This is a genomic window from Actinoplanes sp. NBRC 101535 (genome assembly GCF_030269225.1).
Classification (GTDB): Bacteria; Actinomycetota; Actinomycetes; order Mycobacteriales; family Micromonosporaceae; genus Actinoplanes; species Actinoplanes rectilineatus.
The window spans coordinates 1-14991 of the sequence record NZ_BSSY01000033.1; the positions used below are offsets into that span (position 1 = coordinate 1).

At 68.0% G+C, this 14991-nt stretch carries 12 protein-coding genes and 3 pseudogenes; 7 read left to right on the forward strand and 8 right to left on the reverse strand.

Annotation, left to right across the window (positions count from 1 at the left end):
* Positions 1 to 78 precede the first annotated feature (78 nt).
* The 4 genes and pseudogenes from QSK32_RS45650 to QSK32_RS44220 all read right to left on the reverse strand — a co-directional run.
* Complete coding sequence (locus QSK32_RS45650) at positions 79 to 240, reverse strand: hypothetical protein (protein WP_157411619.1); 162 nt, start codon at positions 238 to 240, stop codon at positions 79 to 81.
* 502 nt (positions 241 to 742) lie between these two features.
* On the reverse strand, positions 743 to 865 hold the full coding sequence (locus QSK32_RS44210; RefSeq protein WP_245674373.1) for a hypothetical protein: 123 nt from the start codon (positions 863 to 865) through the stop codon (positions 743 to 745).
* A gap of 334 nt (positions 866 to 1199) precedes the next feature.
* Positions 1200 to 1313 (reverse strand): annotated as a pseudogene (locus QSK32_RS44215) (IS5/IS1182 family transposase); the annotation flags it as partial.
* 856 nt (positions 1314 to 2169) lie between these two features.
* A pseudogene (locus QSK32_RS44220) lies at positions 2170 to 5184 on the reverse strand (ricin-type beta-trefoil lectin domain protein); the annotation flags it as partial.
* 10 nt (positions 5185 to 5194) lie between these two features.
* On the opposite strand from QSK32_RS44220, the gene QSK32_RS44225 reads away from it, so the two are divergent.
* Together QSK32_RS44225 and QSK32_RS44230 are read left to right on the forward strand one after the other, a co-directional pair.
* Positions 5195 to 5530: a DUF6192 family protein gene (locus QSK32_RS44225; protein ID WP_052721279.1), complete on the forward strand. Its 336-nt coding sequence runs from the start codon at positions 5195 to 5197 to the stop codon at positions 5528 to 5530.
* 280 nt (positions 5531 to 5810) lie between these two features.
* Positions 5811 to 5955, forward strand: a pseudogene (locus tag QSK32_RS44230) (IS5-like element IS4811 family transposase); the annotation flags it as partial.
* Between the two features lie 104 nt (positions 5956 to 6059).
* Here the strand turns inward: QSK32_RS44230 and QSK32_RS44235 are convergent.
* The 4 genes from QSK32_RS44235 to QSK32_RS44250 form a co-directional block, all read right to left on the reverse strand.
* Positions 6060 to 6569, reverse strand: coding sequence for a hypothetical protein (locus QSK32_RS44235; RefSeq protein ID WP_083449672.1), 510 nt, complete (start codon positions 6567 to 6569; stop codon positions 6060 to 6062).
* Between the two features lie 648 nt (positions 6570 to 7217).
* Entirely contained in the window at positions 7218 to 7535 is a 318-nt protein-coding gene (locus QSK32_RS44240) for a transcriptional regulator (protein ID WP_245674325.1), read from the reverse strand.
* The gene (locus QSK32_RS44245) at positions 7532 to 7996 is read right to left on the reverse strand and encodes a hypothetical protein (protein ID WP_285475419.1); all 465 of its coding nucleotides are present in this window, start codon (positions 7994 to 7996) and stop codon (positions 7532 to 7534) included. Before QSK32_RS44245 ends, QSK32_RS44240 begins: the two co-directional genes overlap by 4 nt.
* Before the next feature lie 123 nt (positions 7997 to 8119).
* Positions 8120 to 9901 (reverse strand): polysaccharide biosynthesis protein, encoded by a 1782-nt coding sequence (locus QSK32_RS44250; RefSeq protein ID WP_285475420.1) that lies wholly within the window; start codon positions 9899 to 9901, stop codon positions 8120 to 8122.
* Positions 9902 to 9997: 96 nt separating this feature from the next.
* On the opposite strand from QSK32_RS44250, the gene QSK32_RS44255 reads away from it, so the two are divergent.
* The 5 genes from QSK32_RS44255 to QSK32_RS44275 are packed head-to-tail and all read left to right on the forward strand — an operon-like array spanning position 9998 to position 14987.
* Positions 9998 to 11401 (forward strand): tyrosine-protein kinase domain-containing protein, encoded by a 1404-nt coding sequence (locus QSK32_RS44255; protein WP_045747717.1) that lies wholly within the window; start codon positions 9998 to 10000, stop codon positions 11399 to 11401.
* The gene (locus QSK32_RS44260; protein ID WP_063775607.1) at positions 11398 to 12153 is read left to right on the forward strand and encodes a TylF/MycF/NovP-related O-methyltransferase; all 756 of its coding nucleotides are present in this window, start codon (positions 11398 to 11400) and stop codon (positions 12151 to 12153) included. Before QSK32_RS44255 ends, QSK32_RS44260 begins: the two co-directional genes overlap by 4 nt.
* Positions 12150 to 12962, forward strand: coding sequence for a transketolase (locus tag QSK32_RS44265; RefSeq protein ID WP_045747716.1), 813 nt, complete (start codon positions 12150 to 12152; stop codon positions 12960 to 12962). Before QSK32_RS44260 ends, QSK32_RS44265 begins: the two co-directional genes overlap by 4 nt.
* On the forward strand, positions 12959 to 13900 hold the full coding sequence (locus QSK32_RS44270) for a transketolase family protein (RefSeq protein WP_285475421.1): 942 nt from the start codon (positions 12959 to 12961) through the stop codon (positions 13898 to 13900). The genes QSK32_RS44265 and QSK32_RS44270 overlap by 4 nt, the downstream gene beginning before the upstream one ends.
* On the forward strand, positions 13875 to 14987 hold the full coding sequence (locus tag QSK32_RS44275; protein WP_045747714.1) for a DegT/DnrJ/EryC1/StrS family aminotransferase: 1113 nt from the start codon (positions 13875 to 13877) through the stop codon (positions 14985 to 14987). The genes QSK32_RS44270 and QSK32_RS44275 overlap by 26 nt, the downstream gene beginning before the upstream one ends.
* Positions 14988 to 14991 lie beyond the last annotated feature (4 nt).

Sequence of the window (14991 nt, forward strand, 5' to 3'; positions counted from 1 at the left end):
TCAAACAGTTCCGGGCCGTCGCGACCCGTTACGACAAGCGGGCGTTCATGTACCTGGCCACCGTCGACGTCGCCACCATCAAAATCTGGCTCCGCGACCTAACCAAAGATCAACAACACACGACCTAACCGCTTCCATGCAAGCCAACGGCCCTTTGCAAGAGTCACGAAGGCGATTGATCACGATATCAACAGACTTCATGCCAGTCTGCCGCATACGCCAGGCAAGCTTGGTCTCCACATGCGTGCTTTACGGATAGAAGCCACTCGACGGATTTTCAATGTCCGGCAACTCCATAAGAAAATTGTTGATCGATTCCGAAGAGGCCGAATTTCCGCCCTTGAAAGGATTGCCAACTCGGGTTACATCACCCGAATCATCAATATTCGCGATCTACCCGACCGTGGGATAACCTTCACCGCGTTCCGGAAGCTCGTCAACAACATTGCCGACACCGCAATTGTGAACAAGGACCGGCTCGTTGCCAGCGAGCACATAGTACGTGTGAAATATTTCACGGCCAGCACGCAGAGTGACCTGCGGTGACATGCCGTTGACCTGGACTTTCGTCGCCTGGAACCGCGTCGGCGGACGACCAAGGACCCGTTCGATGGCAACACGGACAGACACCGGCACACGTCGCCGCATAGTAGACCCGCCGCCAGTGGTGGGCCCGGCGGGCGGATACGGGTGTGCAGCCATCCGGCGAGAACGGTGGACAGCAGGGCTGGGTCGAGACGGATCAGTGATCGCCACATCGTGGTCCCGGCGGGGACGACGTCACCGAACCCGAACCGGTGCGGGCGTGTTCATCGAGGTCATGAAGCCAGTCGGTGATCGCTGCGAACGACGATGCCCCAGTCATGACCGCGCAGACCGCGACGCCGAGTACCGCTGACAGCGGGTAACGGATCCCGCGTCGGTCCCCGCGGGCCGGGGATCTTCGCCAGCACGTCCAGCAGAATAATGCAGTCACCCTCGGTGACCATAGTTGATGTGGTGGCGGCGTGGGGTGCCGTAACGGTCAATGCAGTGATGAGAGATGATGCCATCGGCGAGTGAGGTCCTCGGGGTTGTGAAGCGTAGAGAACTCTATCTTCACCGATGTGATCTCACCCGCCGCCTTCGCCTCCACAGAGGCCACTCTCCTCGTAAATCCCCAGCTCACGGCCTCGTCGTCAGACAACGCAATCGCCCTGGGGGTCGAGGCGCCGGGACCGGGACCTGCGCTGGTCACGGCGGGCACGGATGAGGCCGGCAAGACGGTTCAGGCTACAAGTGGACAACGGAATCGCGGCAGGGTAAGACAGCACAGCGAGGCTCCCGATTGAGGCATCGGATCTTGGTCGACTGCTGTCTTACCGGGAGCCTCGTCCTATGTCGATCCCGGCGCCCCGCCCCGGCCACGACCTGCATCATCACGATGAAATTTGACTCCAGGATCAACCCTCGATCAAATTCTTCGCAAAAAACTGATTCAGTGATACCGGCCGATGCATTTACTGCGGACACCCAGGTCCGCATTACGGGTAGTATCGTCGCAGTATCAACGCACCCCGGTCATTGATTAGAGCATGGTCGGCAATCGGCCTCATCCGAGGATCGAAGTACTCCAGAACCTCTCTCGTCTCGACAAAAGGGATGCCGAGCTCCTCCTGGAATATCCGCAAAAATCCAAACGGCGTGAGCGCACCCGGAGACTCTCGAGCGAGCAAAAAATCAAGAACCTCCAGGAGGGTCGCGCCTCCGATTACAAAATCGCTCAGCTCGCCTGAATACTTCGTCATAAAATCAGCTTCCAGGTCGCCTGAAGACCGGCTCCGCATTGGTGTAGCTACCAGGATCACCGGCGAGCCGACTCCTGTCCACAGAAACCTCGGTCAGTCCATATTTTGAAAGCATATGCCCGGTAAAGGTACCTCTTGCCGCATCCTCGTGAGACATTCCAGCTCTCAAGTTCTTGTTGAATGCGTTGAGATTGGAAGGCATCGAGGTGACCCACTTAGCCTCGAAAGCATTGACGTTCTCAGGGCCGAAGTGATTCATGACCGCCTCGAACATCTGGCCACCCGGAGGGGTTCCCGCACCCTTCTCGATCGCCATCGTGAGAGTGCCGTTCTTCAGCGTAGCCAAAACGCCACCCCCACCTTCATAGGTCTCGATGAACTCACCGCTGGCACAGTTATGCACAAGAACGGCGGCATTGCCAGCATGCACATAGTACGTGTGGATGTTAGTGACGGTTAGGTTGTGGACGATGGCTTGGGTGGCTGTCCAGCGCTTGACTGCGGTGATCTGGACGTAGGTGCCGTTACCGGTCTGCAGCCACTGGCCAGCCTGTAGATCGGTGGCGTCGACCCACTCACTGAGCTCCGGGACCCAGAACGGGTGACCGCCTGTCGCGATGACCTGGGCGGTTTCAGAACCCTGTTCTCCGTCGATGTCGATTGTGACCTTGACCAGGCGCTTGAGACCTTCGCCCTTGATCTCGGCGGTCACCGTCTCGACGGTGGTCTCGCCGGACTCTGGATCCGTGGCAAGGACCCGATCTCCGGTCTTCACCTCTTCGATCGGCTTGGTGGTGCCATCGGCCATAAGCACTCTGGTACCGGGGACAAAGCTGTTGCTCTCACAACTGTCCTTCGCAGCGCTTGAACCGCCGCTACTCCGGTCCTTGCCGCCGGACGGTCCGCCCTTCTTCCCGCCGGAAGCAGCCGGGTTGGCTTTGCTCTTGGCCTGGCGTTGAACGGCGTTGCCGACCTTCTTCGCCACGTTGACGGCCTTGGTGCTGGTCGTCTTGATGGCCTCGTCGGCCTTCTTCTTGGCCAGCTGGGCGGCCTTCTTCGCTCGCTCGATCGCCAACTTCTTGGCTTGCAGCGCCGCTGCCTGCGCCGCCCGCGCGACCGCCAGGACCTGCTCGGCTACCTTCTTCGCGGTCTTCCAGGCATCGATGGCCGCCATCGTCGCCTTGATCGCCGCGATGATCTGTCGGGTTTTCAGGATTTTGGCCACCGGGATGGCGCTCATCAGCAGGCTGCCGCAGGCCCACAGGTCGCCGCCGAAGCAGCCGATGGCGTCGTTGAGGCCGATGATCTCGGAGAGCATGCCCCAGGCCGCGGAGAGGATGACCGAGGTCAGCGACCGGTTGGCATTGTTCTGGGCCTCGGCCACCTGCGCCGCCGTCAAACCGGCACCAATGAGAGCCGCGCCGATCTCCGAGGCCGTCAGGGTGATGGACAGGCCGGACGGGTCGGAGTGGGTGACCGGGTTGTTGTGGGCGTAGGCGTACCCGTTCTGCTGCACCGGGTCCGCCAGGTCGACCACCGGGTCCGCGGACAGGAACCGGCCGACCACTGGGTCGTACATGCGGGCACCCAGCGGCGTGTAGCCGGAGGAATCGTCGCGCATGGCGCCGAGGAAACCGGTGTTGGTGGCCATGTTCTGCTGCAGGTGGGCGGTGCCCCGCTCGTTGCCGAACGGGTCCTGCTTACGAATGCGTACGGCCATGCCGTCGCTGAGGTTGACCTCGGCGTACGGGCTGCCCTGGTGGTCGCCGGTGATGGCGACCAGACGGGCCGAGCCGCCGCCGGTGGCGACCCGCAGGATCGAGCCGCCCGGCACCGCGTACGAGCGCTGGGTGTTGACCGGCCGGCCGCCCTCCTGGACGGTCAGCTGGGCCTCGCCGAGGTTGAGTGTGGCCTGTTTGCCCTGGATGCTGAGCAGGCGGGAGCCGTCGGCGCCGTAGATGTAGGTGGTTTCGTCCTGCGGCGTCCACAGCTGACCGGCCGCGCCGGTGCACGCGGTGAGGGTGATGGCCGCCGCGTCGGCGGTAGCCGTGAGGCACAGGTTCGAGGCCGGGTGGACAAGCGCGCCGGTGGTGTCGCGGCGGAACTGCTGGGCCGGCGAGCCGTCGCACTTCTGGAGCTGGAGAGTGGAGCCGGCCGGCTGGGCGCACCAGGTGCCGTTGTGCTGGGTGAGCGCGCCGAGGTTGCGGTCCCAGCCCTCGGCGGCCGGGGTGAAGGTCCATTTCTGGGCGGGGCCGTTGTTGCAGCCCCACAGCTGGATCTTCGTGCCGGCCACGGCGGCACCGTCGGCGACGTCGAGGCAGGCGTTGTTCAGGCCCACGTAGGAGGTCTTGCCGTTGCTGCCGGCTCCGGCGATGCGTTCGATCTGGCCGTCGTAGGTCCAGGCCAGGCTCTGGGTGTCGCCGTTCTGCAGTGACGCCACCTGCGCGGTGCTGCCGGTGAGCGTGTAGAGGCGCTCCGCTTCGGCGGTGACCTGCGCGCCCGTCGGGGTCGTGTAGTTCTTGGTGACCTTGGTGAGGGTGCCGGGCTGGCTGCCGTCGGCCTTTCCGTACGTGTACGTGCTGGTGGCGTCCTTGGCGGTGGCGCCGGTGAGGTCCTTGTCGACGAGTTTGGTGCGGTTGCCGAGCAGGTCGTACTCGTACTCCTGCCAGTATCCGGCGTTGTCCTTACCGGCGGCGACGTTGACAGTGCCGTCGGCGCCGACCGGGCCGGCCGAGCAGGATTCCTGGTCCTTCGCCGTCCAGGCCTTGGTCAGCTGGCCGATCGGGTCGTACGTGAAGCACTGCCGTTCCTCGATGCCGACCGACTTCTCGCGGATCGTGGTGACGTTGCCGGCGTTGTCGTACGCGTAGGAGCGGTTCGAGGCGAGCACCCCGCCGACGAGTTTCTTGTCGCCGGTGTTCTCCCGGTAGACCTGCTGGTCGAGCAGGGCGCCGCTGGCGTCGTCGAAGTTGTTCAGTGCCCACACGCGGTAGGGCTGGGCTCCCAGGGTGGAGCGGCGCAGCTGTCCGTAGACCGAGTAGACGGTCTCGGCGCCGTACCAGTTCTGGCCGGAGACGGTGAGGGGCAGTCCCTCGCTGTTGTAGCGGGCGATCACCTTCTCGCTCGGGAAGGCACCGATGCCGGGCAGGGTGACCGAATCCGGTAGGCCGGTGTCGGTGTAGCTGTAGGCGTAGGTGTAGGTGCTCTTCAGGCCCCAGCGATCGGTGATCGGCTTGGGGAGCGTCATGGTGGTCGTCGTCGGCTGGTAGTCGCTGGTGTAGCCGGTGATCGTCTGGGTGTAGGGCTGCCCGTCGGTGTACCGGGTCACGGTGGTCGGCAGGCCGATACCGCCGACGGCCTTGTCGTAGCTGTACTCGGCTCGCAGATCGGAAGTCGCCGCGCGGGCGATGACCGACACCACGGCCCGGCACTCGGTCAACCGTGCTCAGGCTGATCAGGCCCGCCAGGGTGGCGAGCTGGTCCGGCAGCGCACCCCCGCGCTGCAGCACATCGAGCACACCAGCGAGTTCCTCGACCTGGTCGGGGCGTGCGCGCAGTTCGTCGCCTCGGCCGGCCGGATCGTTCCGGGGCTGCGGGGGCAGAACTACACCGAGGACGAGAAGGCGACGGTGCAGCGCAACCTGGCCCGGGTACGGGCGGCCGCGGACTGGATCGAGGGTGCGGTCGCCACCGGCCAGGTCACCCAGGAGGAGGGCCTGGCCCGCCTCCTGGCCGGTGAGTAGCCCGGCCATGGGACGGGTGCCCGCGAACGTCTCCGGTGACCTGGTCCGGGTCGCGCTGATGGAGGCCCGCCCAGCCGGGCTGACCACCCGGCAGCTGGTCACCGCGACCGAGCTCAGCGCCTACCAGGTCCAGTCCGGGCTCCGATTCCTGCGCGAGGTCCTGGCCGCGCAGAACCTGACCCCGCTGACCTGGACCCGCCGCGACGGCTACCAGCTGTCGACCGACCCCGCCGACTGGATCGCCTACGAGCGGGCCTGCGTGCGCATCGAGCTGACCCGGGTGCTACCACGGCGCTGGATCGTGGAACGGTCCCTATCCTGGCTGATGCGCGCACGCCGCAACGCCCGCGACTACGAACGCCTTCCCGAACACTCCGAAGCCCACATCACATGGGCAAACATCACCTTGATGACCCGCCGCATCGCTCGCGCGAATGGTCGACGAGCCGCAATACCCAAGCTCATCGTTGCTTGATCAGCTCGGCATCCGTAGACACGCAGATCCGGACAAAGCAAAGCAGCACCGGAGTCAGGCCGGTGGGAAGTTCCACCGGGCGGGTAGCTCGCTGTCACACAAAGCGCAGGTGAAGTCGTCGTCACGCACGATGTTCCGCTCCCCGCAAGATGGACACCGGCGGAAGACGACCTTGTCGGTGAAGTCACCGGGGTGCGCCATGCCGAGCCGATCGAGCGATTCCCGTACAGCGGGCCAGCAGTCGGGATCCGGGCAATAACCGGTCGATTGGTTGGTTACCTCGAGTACGCGCCAGCCGGAAGCATCCCGGCCGAACCTCATCTCGCCTGCGGCAAGGAGGTCTTGGCCGGCTGCGAGCGCAACGTGTTCACTGCGGCGCGGAGCGAGCTTGAGATCACCATTAAGCGTCACTACGAACGTAAGCGGCTCTTCGAGGTCAGCGCTTCCGCGTCCAGCGAGCCAGTCACCCAGCAGGGTTGCAGAACGGACAGCGAAAGCCTCTAGAGTCACAGCCTCATCGCGGATCTCGGCCGGACCGACGTAGTTGAACCGCCTGGCGTGCATCACCGCGTGACGGTATCCCTTGCGCTTGTGGACGTCGACGTGAATACGACAACGCGGTCGGGCCCGGCAGAGCCACACACCGGATCAAGCTGAGGTCTCCCTCCCTCCGCGGAGCAGCGTTCGAGTCAGCGTCACCGTGACGGCGATACGAACGGCAGAGACACAGCTGAGCCGGTTCGATTTCGCGCTACCTGCGGAAACAGGTTGAGAGACAGACACTGAGCCGCCATCTGGCCCTGGTTGCGCCGGCACCGGGACCGCTGAGCCGTGGACGGAAGACGACTCGGCAGGGTGGGTGCAGAGGGATTCCGGGGCGGCCGCCAGGTCGTCGGGTGGGTCCTGCGGGTCCAAGGAGCCCAGCGCCGCCGGGTCCAGCGGCGGCACCGCGACGTGGGAGATCAGCGGGTTCGATCCCGATCAGCGGTACGGTCGGGACCACAATGAGCGGACGGGAGTCGCCGGGCAACCGGCGACTCCCGTCGACAATGCGACTCAGCAGGCGAAATCGTCGGTGTAGATGGCGAACGAGGACGCCGCGTCGTTGGGTGAGACGGTCGGTGACTGGCTGTTCGGCTGCATGCAGTGCGACCCGCCGCCGTACGAGTGGTATCGACATCAGGACCGGGCGGGGTGGGATGCCGGTTCGCGTCAGGCGGTCTGTTCGGCGATTTTTTGCAGCATCGCGATGTGGGAGCGCAGCGCCGCGCGCCCGGCCTTGGAGAGGTTGAGCCAGGTGCGCGGGCGCTTGCCGACGTAGCCCTTGCGGACCTCGACGAATCCGGCGTCGCCGAGCTGGGCGATCCGTTTCGACAGGGTCGAGTCGCTGAGGCCGGCCGTGTCGCGGACGAAGCCGAACTCCGCCCACTCGGCTGCGGCCAGGGTCGCCATGATGGACAGCCGGGTGGGGTCGAGCAGTAGAGGCTCCAACCGCGGGCCGCGGGCGGCGGCCGGATCCTCGTCGGTCACAGCCGGGTTGCCTCGCGGGCCAGAGTGCGGCGCTGCCACCACGGGCCACCGACGGCCAGCAGCAGGCCGAAGACGATGCCGACGACGGCGGAGCTGTGCGGCAGGTCCAGGCCGGCCAGGGCGAGCATGGCGACCAGTCCCAGCGCCGCCCCGAGGAGCGCGAGCAGCCAGCGCCGCCCGGTCGGCGGCCGCCGGACCTGCACGCGGCGGCCGACGAGGGCGCTGCCCCAACGGGTGCTCGCCAGGACCACGACGGCCAGCAGGACCAGGCTGAACCAGGTGCTCCCGGCGCCGGCCCAGGTGGGATAGAAGTCGGTGAAGACACCGAAGGCGGCGACGACGACGCCGGCACCGATCCAGTATCCGGTGGAGTAGCCGCTTGCGGTCGCACTGTCCTTACGCTGCTGGTCGTATCCCTCCAGCGTCTGGCGGGCTTCTTCGGGCGTAGGTGTCGCAGACACGATCCGTCCTCCTCGTCCCCGTAAGTGAAAGTACTTGCCTGAGGAGAAAGCTACCGTCTCCTTTCCGCTGCGGCAAGTATTTTCTCCAGGGGTAGCTCTTGCCGGGGTGGGAGTAGAAGTCTCCTAGCCTTCTGATCCGCGGATGGAGGACGACTCGGCGGGATGGGTGCAGAGTGCTTCCAGAACCGCCGCGACGTCGTCAGGTGGGGCCTGCGGGTCCAGGGAGTCCAGCGCCGCCGGGTCCAGCGGCGGCACCGCGACGTGGGAGATCAGCGGGTGCAGCGGGCGGTCGTCGTGTTCGCCCTCCCCGAACAGGGTTTCGGCCAGCTTCTCGCCCTCGCGCAGGCCCGTGTAGCGGATCTCCACCGGGTGCGGGGCAAGCGACGCCATCTGCTGGGCGACCTCGGCGATCCGCACCGGCGCGCCCATCTCCAGGACCAGGGCCTCACCGTCGCGGCCGAGGGCGGCCGCCTGGATCACCAGATGCACCGCTTCCTGAGTTGTCATGAAATACCGGGTCACATCAGGGTGGGTCACGGTGATCGGCCCGCCGGCCGCGATCTGCGCACTGAAGGTGGTGAACACCGACCCCCGGCTGCCCAGCACGTTGCCGAACCGCACGCTCAGGAACGTGCCGGACCGTGAACGCGCGGTCCACGCCGTCAACCGTTCGGTGATCCGCTTCGAGTAGCCGAGGACACTGCTCGGGTCGGCGGCCTTGTCGGTGGAGATGTTCACGAACCGTTCCACGTCGACGGCCGCGTCGAGGACCGCGAGCGTACCCGCGACATTGGTCTTGGCCGCCTCGCCCGGGTGCCGCTGCAGCAGGGCGAGATGTTTCAGGGCCGCGGCGTGGAAGACCACCTGCGGGCGCCGCGTCCGGAAGATCTCCCGGATCCGCCGCGCGTCGCGCAGGTCGGCGAGGATCACCGCCGGATCGTCCAGCTTGGCGGCCGGATCGAGACTCAGCTGTACGGCCAGCAGCGCGGTCTCGTCGCGGTCCAGCATCATCAGTTCCGCCGGCCGGAAGTGGTGGATCTGCCGGCACAGTTCCGAGCCGATCGAGCCGCCGGCGCCGGTGACCAGCACCCGCATGCCGGTCAGGTACCCGGCGATGGCGTCCAGGTCGGTGTCGATCTGGTGCCGGCCCAGGAGGTCGGTGACCTGCACGTCGCGGACGTCGTCGACGGCGAGCGCGTGGTCCATCAGTTCCGGGACGGACGGCACGACCTTGAAGACCGCCCCGGCGGTCACCGTGCGGTCGCGGATGTCGCGGACCAGTTCCGCTTCGGCGTTGGCCACCGCGAAGATCAAGATCCCTGCTCCGGTACGCGTCAAAGCACCGGCGATGTCATCGCGGCCGCCGAGGACCGGCACCCCGTGGACGCGCAGGCGCCGTTTGCCGGGGTCGTCGTCGATCAGCCCGACCGGCAGGTAGCGTCCGGTCCGGTCGTGCAGCATCGAGCGCACCAGCAGGGTGGCGGCGTCGCCCGCCCCGAACAGCAGCACCGGGTCGGCGGTCCGCGGCCGCGACGAGCGTTGCCGGCGGACCCGGGTGACACCACGGGCGCCGAGCATGATGACCAGGGCGACGGCGGCGCCGACCAGCGGGACGGCGGCCGGGACGGGCCGCCGGGCGAGCATCAGGTCCACCACGAGCAGGGTGACGCCGGTGGTGGCCACGGTGCCGGCGGTCGCGCGTACCTCCTCGAAGCTGGCATAGCGGTGCCGGCCGCGGTAGAGCTGTCGCGCCTGCCCGATCGCGGCCTGCAGCGCGACGGCGAGGATCACCGCGATCAGGGCGCCGGTCAGTTCGCGGGTTTGCAGGGCGGGGCCGTACCGGGTCAGGACGGCGGCGAGGATCCCGACGGCCCAGGCCGCCGCGTCCACCCCAAACCTGATCATGCCGCGATTTTTCCTGATCAATGGTGGAGAATCAGCCGAAAGCGGTCTTTCCTGATACCGGCCCGTCGTCACGACGAGTGAACCTAGGGTGACGGGGTGGGCCTGCGCGACTACCTCCGTGTCGCCCAGCGACACTGGCGGCTGGTGGTGAGTTCGGTGCTGCTCGCACTCGGCGCGGCGTTCGTGGTGAACATCCGGACCACGCCGGTGTACGCCGCCCGCGTCACGTTCTTCTTCAGCACCCCGACCGACGCCGCCTCCGACCTGTACCCGGGCAGCATGTTCTCCGCCAACCGGCTGAGCACGTACGCCGCCCTGCTGGTCAGCGACGAGATCGCCGCCCCGCTCGCGGCCCGTCCCGAGGTGGGCCTGAGCACCGAGGACCTGCGGGACCGGATCACCGCGGAGCCGGTCGCCGACACGGTCCTGCTGGAGGTCAGCGTGGAGGATCCGTCCCGGGAGCACGCGATGCTCATCGTCGGCCTGCTGCGGGACCGGTTCACCGCCACCGTCGCCAAGCTGGAACGCCCGAACGAGGGCGATCGGCCGGCGGTCCGCGTCGAGGTCGTCGACGGCCCGGAGCTGGATCCGGATCCGGTCAGTCCGCGGCAGCTCAACAACTACGCGCTGGCGGTGATGGCCGGGCTGATCGTCGGCGCCGGTTCGTCGGTGGTCCGCGAGGTCGCCGACCATTCGGTCCGCACCGCCGAGTCGCTGCAGTCGCTGGCGTGCGTGCCGGTGCTGGCCCGCGTTCCGGTGGACGCCCGCGCACCGCGGGGCGGACCGTTCGTCTCGGACAACGTCTCGCCCCGGACCGAGGCGCTGCGCCAGGTGCGGACCCTGCTGCAGAGCGCCGCCGCCGAACGGTCCCTGAAGACCCTGGCCGTGACCAGCGCGGTCCCCGGCGAGGGCCGGTCGGCGACCGCCTGCAGCCTGGCGCTGCTGTTCACCGAGGCCGGCCAGCGGGTGCTGGTGGTCGACACCGAGTTGCGGCGCCCGCGCCTGGCCGCGTTCCTCGGCCGGGATGCCGCCGCCGACGGTCTGAGCAGTGTGCTGGCCGGCACGATCAGCCTGGAGCAGGCGGTCCAGCCGTGGGGTGCCGGGCTGTTCCTGCTGGCCGGGGGCCCGCCACCGCGCAATCCCAGCGAGTTGCTCAGTTCGCCGCGGATGACCGAGGTGGTCGAGGAGGCCCGCCGCCGCTACGACGTGGTGATCTTCGACTGCCCGCCGCTGCTGCCGGTGACCGACGGTGAGGTCGTCGCCGCCCGCGCCGACGCGACCCTGCTCGTGGTCCGGTCCCGCCGGACCACCGCCGCGCAGGTCACCGCCGCGGTCCGGGCGCTGAACGCGGTGAACGCCTCGCTGCTCGGCTGTGTGCTCAACATGGTGCCGCGCGCCGACGCGTCGCCGTTCTTCGACGAGTACACCGCGGCACCCCCGCCGCCGCGGCACCCGGATCTGAAGAAACGCTGGTGGATGCCGCAGGAGGTGGCCGCGTGACCCGTCCGACCGAGGCGCCCGGAACGCTGCAGACCGAGGCCGAACGCGGGGTGCCCGCCGCGCTCGCCGACGTCTTCGCGGCCAGCCCGGACGACCTGCCGACCCGGCTGGCGTCGATGGCCCGGTACGCCCGCCGCGCCCAGGTGACCCGGTTCGCCGCCCTGTACGAGCTGTTCAAGCTCTGTCTTCCGGTGAAGGGTTCGATCGTCGAGTGCGGCGTGTTCCGGGGCGCGAGTTTCATGACGTTCGCGCAGCTCAGCGCGGCTCTGGAGCCGACCAACCTGACCCGGCGGATCTACGGGTTCGACTCGTTCGGCGGCTTCCCGCAGGTGTCCGGGAAGGACCGGCCGGAGGCGACCGGGGCACGGGCCGGTGACCTGTCGGCGAACAGTTACGACGAGTTGTGCCGGCTGCTGGAGATCTACGACACCGACCGGTTCCTCGGGCACCTGCCGAAGGCCCGGCTGATCCGCGGGGACGTGACCGCGACGATCCCGGCGTTCGTGGCGGAGAACCCGCACCTGGTGATCAGTCTGCTCTTCCTCGACCTGGACCTGTACGAGCCGACGAAGGTCGCGCTGCGCCACCTCCTGCCGAGGATGCCCCGGGGGGCGGTCATCGCCTTCGACGAGCTGGACAACCCGCTCTGGCCCGGGGAGACGGCCGCGGTGCTCGACGAGGTCGGGTTGAACCGCCTCGAGCTGCGGCGCTTCGACTTCGACCCGTACATCGGATGGGCGGTGTTGTCATGAACGCGGCGGAGACGGTGGCGCGGGCGGTCCGCGCGCACGTGTTGCGGATGACCAGCAACGGGCGCAGTTCCCACGTCGGGTCGGCGCTGTCCTGCACCGACCTGCTGGCGGTGCTCTACACCAGCGTGCTGCGGGTCGACCCGGACCGCCCGGACTGGCCGGACCGGGATCGCATGATCATGAGTAAGGGGCACGCCGGCGCCGCCCTGTACGCGGTGCTCGCCGAACGCGGTTTCTTCGCCACCGACCTGCTGCGGCAGCACTACCAGAACGGCTCGCACCTGTCCGGGCACGTCAGTCACGTCGGCATCCCCGGTGTGGAGGTGTCCACCGGTTCGCTGGGTCACGGCCTGTCGGTCGGCGCCGGCCTGGCCTGGCGGGCCCGGCAGCGGCACCGGCCGTGGCACACCTACGTGCTGCTCGGCGACGGTGAGTGCGACGAGGGCAGCGTCTGGGAGGCCGCACACTTCGCCGGTCATCACGGCCTGGTCAACCTGATCGCGGTGGTCGACTGGAACGGCATGCAGTCGCTGGGCACCACCGAGGAGACGCTGCGGCTGCAGCCGTTCGCGGACAAGTGGCGGGCCTTCGGCTGGGATGCCGTCGAGGTCGACGGGCACGACCACACCGTCCTGGACCGGGTGCTGCGGGTTCCCCGCGACGCCACCCACGGCCGTCCACGGGTGGTGCTGGCCCGGACCACCAAGGGCAAGGGTGTCTCGTTCATGGAGAACCAGGTGCTCTGGCACTACCGGCCGCCGTCGACCGACGAGCTGGAGCGGGCACTGGCCGAGGTGGGCGCGCGATGAGGAACCGTTTCTTCTCCGGCCTGCTCGCCGCCGCCCTGCTCGACGAGGACATCGTCCTGATCACCGCCGATCTGGGGTACGGCGCGGTGGACGCGTTCGCCGAGGCCCGGCCCGGACAGTTCGTCAACGCCGGGGTGGCCGAGCAGAACATGACCGGTCTGGCGGCCGGGATCGCGCTGGGCGGGGCGCGGGTCTTCACCTACTCGATCGCGAACTTCCCGACGCTGCGCTGCCTGGAGCAGATCCGCAACGACGTCTGCTACCACGGTGCCGACGTGACGGTGGTCGCGGTCGGCGGTGGGCTCGCGTACGGCGCGCTCGGCATGTCGCACCACGCCACCGAGGACCTGGCGATCATGCGGGCGATGCCGGGGATGGCGGTGGCCGCGCCGGGCGATCCGGTCGAGGTCGGCGCGGTCCTGTCCGACCTGCTCGCGGCGGGCGGCCCGGCCTATCTGCGTCTGGGCAAGACCGGCGAGGGTACGGTCCACAGCACGTCGCTGGAGTTGACCCGCGGTGGTTCGGCGCTGCTCGGATCCGGCGGAAATATCCTGATTTGTAGCACAGGTGGAATTCTCGGTAACGTCTGCGCCGCCGCCGACACATTGTCCGATTTATCGGCGGATGTGCGGTCGTTCCCCTGGCTGTCGCCCTTCGACACCGCCGCCATCCACGACGCCGCCGGCCGCTACCGGCTGATCGTCACCGTCGAGGAGCACTCCATCATCGGCGGCCTGGGCAGCGCCGTCGCCGAGGTCCTCGCCGAATCCGCCGCCGGGGTCCCGCTGCTGCGGATCGCCCTGCCGCCCACCCCCACGTCCGTCGTCGGTGACCAGGAATTCCTCCGGGCCCACCACGGCCTGGACACCGCGTCGATCAGCCGTCGAATCCGTGAGCGATGGGAGGCCATGCGTGGACTGGCGAGTCAGGTTCGTTGACTACCCCGAGCAGTGGCGCCGCCAGCGCGACGAACTGCTCCCGATCATCGAGGACACCATCGCCCGCGGTGACCTCATGCTGCGCCACCAGCTGCACGACTTCGAGGAGCATCTGGCCGCCTTCAACGGCTCGGCCCGGGCCGTCGGGGTCAGCAACTGCACCGACGGTCTGCGGCTGCTCGCGCACGCCCTGGACATCGGCCCCGGCGACGAGGTGGTGACGGTCGCGCACACCTTCGTCGCGACGATCTCCCCGTTCGTACTGCGCGGTGCGACCCCGGTGCTCGTCGACATCGGCCCGGATCACCTGATGGACACCGCGCAGCTCGCCGAGAAGGTCACCGAACGCACTCGGGTGATCATCCCGGTGCACCTCAACGGCCGGACCGTGGACATGGACGAGGTGCTGCGGATCGCCGACTCGGTCGGCGCGGTGGTCGTCGAGGACGCCGCCCAGGCGCTCGGCGCCACCTTCGGCGGCCGCCGGTCCGGCACGTTCGGGCTGGCCAGCACCTACTCGTTCTACCCGGCGAAGCTGCTCGGCGCGCTCGGCGACGCGGGCGCGGTCCTCACCGACGACCCGAGCCTGGCCGACCGGCTGCTCAAGCTGCGCGACCACGGCCGGGTCGCCAAGGCCGAACTCGACGGCTGGGGATACAACTGCCGGCTGGACAACCTGCAGGCGGCGATCCTCGACTGGCGGCTGGCCCAGCTGCCCCGGTGGATCGAACGCCGCCGGGAACTGGCCCGCCGCTACGACGCGCTGCTCGCGCCGGTGCCCGGCCTGCGGATCCCGACCGGACCCGACGCCGACGAACGCCGCTACGACGTGTTCCAGAACTACCCGGTCACCACCCTGGAACGCGACAAGCTCGTCGAACATCTGCGCGCCGACGGGGTGGAGACACTGATCTCCTGGCCGATCCCGCTGCACCACCAGAAAGGCCTCGGCCTGGAGCACTGGCAGCTGCCGCGTACCGAGGAACTGTGCCGGCGGGTGCTCTCCCTGCCGATGCACCCCGAGCTCGAGGAGTGGCAGATCGAGCACGTGGCGGCGAGCATCCAGCGCTTCTTCGGGGCCCGGTGACGGC